Source organism: Caloramator sp. CAR-1 (assembly GCF_030546345.1).
GTDB lineage: Bacteria > Bacillota > Clostridia > Clostridiales > Caloramatoraceae > Caloramator > Caloramator australicus.
Window position 1 is genome coordinate 1 of record NZ_JAUONW010000031.1, and the last position, 6,102, is coordinate 6,102.

The window sequence follows — 6,102 nt, forward strand, 5'->3', positions numbered from 1 at the left end:
AGACACCTTGGATTGCTCCTTGGCATCTCCGCTCGACTTGCATGTGTTAGGCACGCCGCCAGCGTTCGTCCTGAGCCAGGATCAAACTCTTATGTTTAAATCCTTAGCTTCTTAAATTACTGCTGGTCGCTTCGCCACTGTTCAGTTTTCAAAGGTCAATCAGCGTTTCTTATCTTATCACGCTTTTTACTCTTTGTCAATATCTTTTTTTCTTTTTTTCTCGCCGCCCTCGCGACGACTTTAATATATTATCATGTATTATCCTTTTATACCTTTTTATATTTGTCTATTATACAAAATTAAATTTTATTATCTTTATTTTTCTCTATTTTTCTCTATATTACTAATATAGATACGCTAGGTGATGTTGTTTTTAGCGACAGTATTTTTTCGTATTAGATCCCAAAGGTAAATAAATATCATGCAAACTAAACCACCGCCAGTATCAATTAATACATCTTTATATGTAGGAGATCTTCCAGGAACAAAGCTTTGATGAAATTCATCAGATACGGCATATATGAATGTAATCATGATTGAATTTAAAAGGCTTCTATTGAATTTAAAGTCATCAGTAAAAGCATTAAATAATAAAAGGTAAAAAATAAAATACTCAGTAAAATGAGCCATTTTTCTTACAATAAAATCAGCATTAACACTAACTAATGCATTGATATCAATTCCTATTTTTTTAAATAGTTCAATAATAAATCTATTGTTTTGACTTGAAATTTCACCATTTTGACTTGAAAAAATAAAAATAACTATTGCCCAAATAAAAACTAAAATCCATTTAATATATCTTTTTTTCATCCTATCCCCTTACCTTAACAATATTTTTATTATATAAGATTATAATTTATAATAACATAATTTTCCACAAGAATATATAAAAAATGCTCTAGAGAAAATTCTCTAGAGCATCTGGTGCGGGCGGAGGGACTTGAACCCCCACGCACGAGGCGCTAGATCCTAAGTCTAGTGCGTCTGCCAATTCCGCCACGCCCGCATATTTGGTGAGCCACCGGGGAATCGAACCCCGGACACCAAGATTAAAAGTCTTGTGCTCTGCCGACTGAGCTAGTGGCTCACACAACGTTTAATATAATAACATGTTTATACTAGCTTGTCAATATTTTAATATTTACCTTTTATCCCTCTTTATTCTATAAAATCCTTTAGCTTATCTACACTAATTATTTTTATTCTATCCCTTTCAAATTCTATTGCACCAGATTCTTTTAGTTTTGCAAGGGCTCTTGTAAATGTCTCCCTTGTAAGTCCAACCATGCTTGCCATCTCTTGTCTTGATAAGTCAGTATCAATTTCAAGTCCATCATAAAGCTTTGAATGTTTTTTTAAGATTAAATCCATAAGAAGCATCGCCGTTTTACCATAAGCATCCCTTAGGGCTAAATTTTCTATCTTTTTTGAAACCATCTGAAGCCTTTTTCCCATAGCCTTTATTATTCCTATGGATATTTTAGGATATTCCTCAAGAAGTTTTTCAAAATCCTTTATTTTAATCAATAAAACCTCGATATCCTCATAAGCCTCTGCACTGGCGGGATATTTATTTAATCCAAATAAACATGACTCTGCAAAAACCTCTCCTTCAGGCAATATATTTATTATATGTTCCCTTCCATCTTGTCCTGTTTTAAAAATCTTAACCTTCCCCTTTTTAATAAAATATACCGCCTCTGCCTCCTCCCCCTCCATAAAGATAAGACTTCCTTTTTGATATTTTCTTTCATTAATTAAAGATCCTATTCTTTCTAGGGAGTCTTCATCCAAATCAGAAAATATGGCAATCTTTTTTAAGAAAGTGTTCTCCACAATTTTACCCCCTCAGGTTTAAAACTATTTCCTTAAATCTATTTCCTCTTTCTTCAAAATTTTTAAACATGTCAAAGCTAGCACAGGCAGGAGATAAAGTAACTATATCCCCATATCCAGAAACCTCATAGGCCTTCTCTACAGCCTCTTCAAGGGAATTCGTCTCTATAATATCAATCCTTTTGCCTGTTTTATTCATTACATCTAAAAACGCCGATTTTATTTTATCCTTCGTCATTCCTAAAAGAATTAAAGTTTTTATTTTATCTATCCCTTTTTCAGCAAGGGGCTCAAAGGGAACGTTTTTATCATATCCTCCCGCTATTAAAATAACCTTTCTGTCAAAGGAATTAAGTCCTGCTAAAGTTCTTGTTGGACTTGATGCGATAGAGTCATTATAAAACTTGACTCCATTTATTTCCCTTACAAACTCGATTCTATGGGCAACCCCACCAAAATTCATTGCAACATATCTCATGTTTTCAGTTGAAACAAAACCATATACAGCAGAAAAGGCTGTCAAAAGATTTTCTATGTTATGCATTCCTAAAAGCTTAATCTCATCCTTATGGCATATGAATTCATCGTTAACATAAAGTTTTCCATTATCATAATAGGAAAAGGCCTTTTCCTTCATGCTAAAGAATCTTATCTCTCCCTTAACCTCATCCTTCATAGAATAAGTTATTTCATTATCTTTATTTAAAATAGTTATGCCTCTTTCATTTTGATGTAAAAATATATTTTTCTTAGAATTTACATACTCCTCCATATCCTTATGATAATCAAGGTGATTTGGGCTTAAATTGGTTACAACAGAAACCATTGGAGATACATCAAAATCCATAAGTTGAAAGCTTGAGAGCTCCAATACAACATAATCATCCTCTTTAATTTCTTCTATTTTCTCAAACAAAGGAATACCAATATTCCCACCAAGAAATACGTTATACCCTTGCTTTTTTAGCATTTCATAAATTAAGGTGGTGGTTGTTGTTTTACCGTCACTTCCTGTAATTCCAAAAATCTTACCCTTGCAATATTTAACAAGCTCTCTAATCTCAGATGTAATATATGCTCCTTTTTCATGTGCCTTCATTAAAAATTCATTGGTAGGAAGCAAAGATGGGGTCCTAAAAATTACTTCATACTCATCTATAGTGTTTAAATAATCTTCTCCTAAAACTAATTTTACACCTAATTTTTGAAGCTCTTCCTTTCCTTCAAAATCCTCCTTTTTATCAAAGGCAGTAACATCAGCACCATATTCTAAAAGCTTTCTTATAAGTGGTCTGTTGCTTATTCCAACCCCTACAACAGCTACCTTCTTTCCTTTAATAAACTCTTTAAACTTATTAAAATCCATCTATATATACTCCTCTCCTTCTAATACTTTTCTTAACTTTTTTAAATCCTCCAAATAAACATCATATAAACTTCTGTTATAAATTATGCTAGCCGGATGATAAAGAGGGAATATTTTTTTATCATCTAAATTTACCAGTTTACCATGATACTCACCAATGCTTGCCTTATCAGACAATAATGCTTTAAGTGGGACGTTGCCCAAAGTTACAATAATTTTGGGTTTTATAAAATCTATTTCTTTAAATAAAAACTCCTTTGAAAGTTCTATCTCTTTTTTATTCGGTGCTCTATTTGATAATCTTTGCGTCTTAGCATCTTTCTTTGTGGGCCTAAATTTAACCACATTTGTTATGTATAAATCATCTCTATTAAGCCCTAATATATTCAAAAACTCATCCAAATTCTTTCCTGCCTGTCCTACAAAGGGTCTTCCCATTTCCTCTTCAAATCTTCCAGGGGCTTCACCTATGAGCATTATCTTGGCATTTTTAGCTCCTTCTCCAAATACCACTTTTTTTTCTATTCCTAATTCATCTTTTAATTTTTTAATGTATTCTTCCTTTAAAACACCAATATCCATATCCTTATACTCCTTTCTAATTTGATTATATCATAAAGACACTCATTCTCAAGAATCACCCTCATATCAAATTGCAAAACAAAATAGGTGGCATTGCCACCTATTGAATTTCTGGAAGATTATCAAGGTTGTTTTCATCCTTGCCATCAGGAAGGCTTCTTAAGTATTTTTCGCCCTTCTTAGACGTTCCAACCCTAACTCCTTCTATTTGACCTTCACTTGCAAGCCTTATACCTTCTTCTTTAGAAACCACCTGACCATTATCAAGTCTATATGCAACTATTTCTCCCTTTTCGTCATGCTTAACTCCTGTAATCCTATACATAATTATCCCTCCTTGAGAATATTATCCCAAGGAAGTTGTATTTTATGCATCTAACCTTTGTAACTCTTCCCTTATCTTTTTAAAATCCTCCCATGCCTCCTTCTTTTTTGAAGGATCCCTTAAGAGGGCTGATGGATGATAAGTGGGCATAATTAAAAATTCGCCTTTTTTTACCCAAATTCCCCTATCCTTTGTAATTCTAATATTTTTATCTATTATATGCCTTGCGGCCGTTGCTCCAAGACAAACTATTATTTTAGGACGTATTAGTGCAACTTGTTTTCTAAGGTAAGGAATACAATTTATGGCTTCATCATCGTAGGGAACTCTATTGTTTGGTGGTCTACACTTTACTATATTTGCAATATAAACTTCTTCTCTTTTAAGGCCAATTGCTTCTATCATTTTGGTTAAAAGCTGTCCTGCCTTACCAACAAATGGTCTTCCTGTTTTATCTTCGTCTTCTCCTGGGCCTTCACCAATAAACATTATCTTAGCATTAGGATTTCCCTCTCCAAATACAACCTTATGTCTTTTACTGCTTAACCTGCATTTTTTGCACTGTAATACTATACTTTTAAGTTGATTGAGTTTGTCCTCCATACGTATCACCTAATTTTTTTGCTGTATTTATTTTATATATCTGATTTAAAGTAACCGATAATAATACTATTGTTCCTCCAAAAATTGTCCAAACTGTAGGCCTTTCATTTAAAACAATTAAAGTCCAAACAGGGTTTAAAATAGGTTCAATAACTGGTATTAAAACAGCTTCAAAGGCATTTATAGATTTTATTGCTCTTGAATAAAGTATATATGGAAGTCCTAATTGTATTGTTCCAAGCAATATAAGCCCAAAAATACTAAATTTATCTGGAACCTTATTAAAACTAAAAGGCAACGCAACTATTCCTGTTACAATATTTCCAATGATTATTGAATCAATAGGAGATTTATCTTTTTGTTTTCTCATGAAAATTGCAAGTCCGGCAAAGCTTATACCGCTTAATATAGCAAGTAAATTTCCCAATAAATTATTAAAGCTTAGCTTTCCAATAAAAAACAAAAGCATTCCTATTATCACAAAAAAAGAACTTATCCAATCAATCATTAAAATTCTTTCCTTTAAAAGTGCATAACTTAGAAAAGCAACGTATATCGGTGCTGTATATTGAAGCATTATGGCGCTTGCAGCTGTTGTTAGTTTTGTTGCACCTACAAATAAAAATACAGTTAGGGAATAAAATATTGCACAAATTATTTGATCTTTTGAGAAATCAAATTTAAATCTTCTTGTAACCAAAATAATGAATATAGCAGAAATAATACTTCTAAATCCAGCAATAGCAATTGGGTTTAAATTAACAAGTTTAATAAAAACGCCACCAAGACTCCAAAGAATAGATGATAAAATAAGAAGAATAATTGCTCCTTTTCTTTCGTTTAAATTTGCACCCATGTTTATCCCCCCAGAACTTTGCTACAGTTTAATATTATCATCAAAAACAAAATAAAACAATCACAATATAAAAAAGCGCCTACCACCTAAGCTTACCTTAAGTGATAGACGCTTTTCTTATGTAAAATGGTGGAGATGAGGAGATTCGAACTCCTGACCCCCTGCTTGCAAGGCAGGTGCTCTCCCAACTGAGCTACACCCCCACAAAATGGTGGGCCTTCAGGGACTCGAACCCCGGACCGACCGGTTATGAGCCGGTTGCTCTAGCCAGCTGAGCTAAAGGCCCTAATTACCCGGCAGTCACCTACTCTCCCAGGCCGTCTCCAGCCTAGTACCATCGGCGTAGGTAGGCTTAACCTTCGTGTTCGGAATGGGAACGGGTGTTTCCCTACCTCCATTACCACCGGATTAAACTGCACAATAAGATCAAGCCCTCGACCTATTAGTACCAGTCAGCTAAACGCCTTACGACGCTTACACCTCTGGCCTATCTACCTGGTAGTCTTCCAGGGGTCTTACCGCTTCCGCGTG

The 6,102-nt window shown here is 34.0% G+C and carries 7 protein-coding genes, 4 tRNA genes and 3 rRNA genes; all 14 read right to left on the reverse strand.

The window, feature by feature from the left end:
• Positions 1–97 (reverse strand): 16S ribosomal RNA (locus Q3V94_RS09140); the annotation flags it as partial.
• A 260-nt stretch (positions 98–357) separates the two neighbouring features.
• Positions 358–813, reverse strand: a complete 456-nt coding sequence (locus Q3V94_RS09145; RefSeq protein ID WP_303527053.1) for a VanZ family protein — start codon at positions 811–813, stop codon at positions 358–360.
• A 112-nt stretch (positions 814–925) separates the two neighbouring features.
• Positions 926–1,009, reverse strand: a tRNA-Leu gene (locus tag Q3V94_RS09150).
• 5 nt (positions 1,010–1,014) lie between these two features.
• A tRNA-Lys gene (locus tag Q3V94_RS09155) sits at positions 1,015–1,090 on the reverse strand.
• 71 nt (positions 1,091–1,161) lie between these two features.
• Positions 1,162–1,839, reverse strand: a complete 678-nt coding sequence (locus Q3V94_RS09160) for a Crp/Fnr family transcriptional regulator (protein ID WP_303527054.1) — start codon at positions 1,837–1,839, stop codon at positions 1,162–1,164.
• A gap of 4 nt (positions 1,840–1,843) precedes the next feature.
• Positions 1,844–3,205 carry a UDP-N-acetylmuramoyl-L-alanine--D-glutamate ligase gene (murD, locus tag Q3V94_RS09165; protein WP_303527055.1) on the reverse strand — a complete coding sequence of 454 codons (1,362 nt, stop codon included), beginning with the start codon at positions 3,203–3,205 and terminating at the stop codon, positions 1,844–1,846.
• Positions 3,206–3,787 (reverse strand): uracil-DNA glycosylase, encoded by a 582-nt coding sequence (locus Q3V94_RS09170; RefSeq protein ID WP_303527058.1) that lies wholly within the window; start codon positions 3,785–3,787, stop codon positions 3,206–3,208. It lies immediately after the preceding gene.
• Positions 3,788–3,887: 100 nt separating this feature from the next.
• A complete protein-coding gene (locus Q3V94_RS09175) occupies positions 3,888–4,112 on the reverse strand; it encodes a DUF3892 domain-containing protein (RefSeq protein ID WP_303527060.1) in 225 nt (74 codons plus the stop codon).
• 42 nt (positions 4,113–4,154) lie between these two features.
• Complete coding sequence (locus Q3V94_RS09180; protein ID WP_303527062.1) at positions 4,155–4,715, reverse strand: uracil-DNA glycosylase family protein; 561 nt, start codon at positions 4,713–4,715, stop codon at positions 4,155–4,157.
• Positions 4,690–5,571 carry a DMT family transporter gene (locus Q3V94_RS09185; protein WP_303527064.1) on the reverse strand — a complete coding sequence of 294 codons (882 nt, stop codon included), beginning with the start codon at positions 5,569–5,571 and terminating at the stop codon, positions 4,690–4,692. The genes Q3V94_RS09180 and Q3V94_RS09185 overlap by 26 nt, the downstream gene beginning before the upstream one ends.
• 127 nt (positions 5,572–5,698) lie before the next feature.
• Positions 5,699–5,774, reverse strand: a tRNA-Ala gene (locus Q3V94_RS09190).
• A 6-nt stretch (positions 5,775–5,780) separates the two neighbouring features.
• Positions 5,781–5,857: transfer RNA gene (locus Q3V94_RS09195), tRNA-Ile, on the reverse strand.
• A gap of 5 nt (positions 5,858–5,862) precedes the next feature.
• Positions 5,863–5,979, reverse strand: a 5S ribosomal RNA gene (rrf, locus tag Q3V94_RS09200).
• A 14-nt stretch (positions 5,980–5,993) separates the two neighbouring features.
• Positions 5,994–6,102 (reverse strand): 23S ribosomal RNA (locus tag Q3V94_RS09205); the annotation flags it as partial.

Bases quoted from the DNA above. Each gene is read 5' to 3' on its own strand.
- murD (WP_303527055.1), bottom strand. From the start codon at position 3,205: ATGGATTTTAATAAGTTTAAAGAGTTTATTAAAGGAAAGAAGGTAGCT.
- Q3V94_RS09170 (WP_303527058.1), bottom strand. From the start codon at position 3,787: ATGGATATTGGTGTTTTAAAGGAAGAATACATTAAAAAATTAAAAGAT.
- Q3V94_RS09185 (WP_303527064.1), bottom strand. From the start codon at position 5,571: ATGGGTGCAAATTTAAACGAAAGAAAAGGAGCAATTATTCTTCTTATT.
- Q3V94_RS09175 (WP_303527060.1), bottom strand. From the start codon at position 4,112: ATGTATAGGATTACAGGAGTTAAGCATGACGAAAAGGGAGAAATAGTT.
- Q3V94_RS09145 (WP_303527053.1), bottom strand. From the start codon at position 813: ATGAAAAAAAGATATATTAAATGGATTTTAGTTTTTATTTGGGCAATA.
- Q3V94_RS09180 (WP_303527062.1), bottom strand. From the start codon at position 4,715: ATGGAGGACAAACTCAATCAACTTAAAAGTATAGTATTACAGTGCAAA.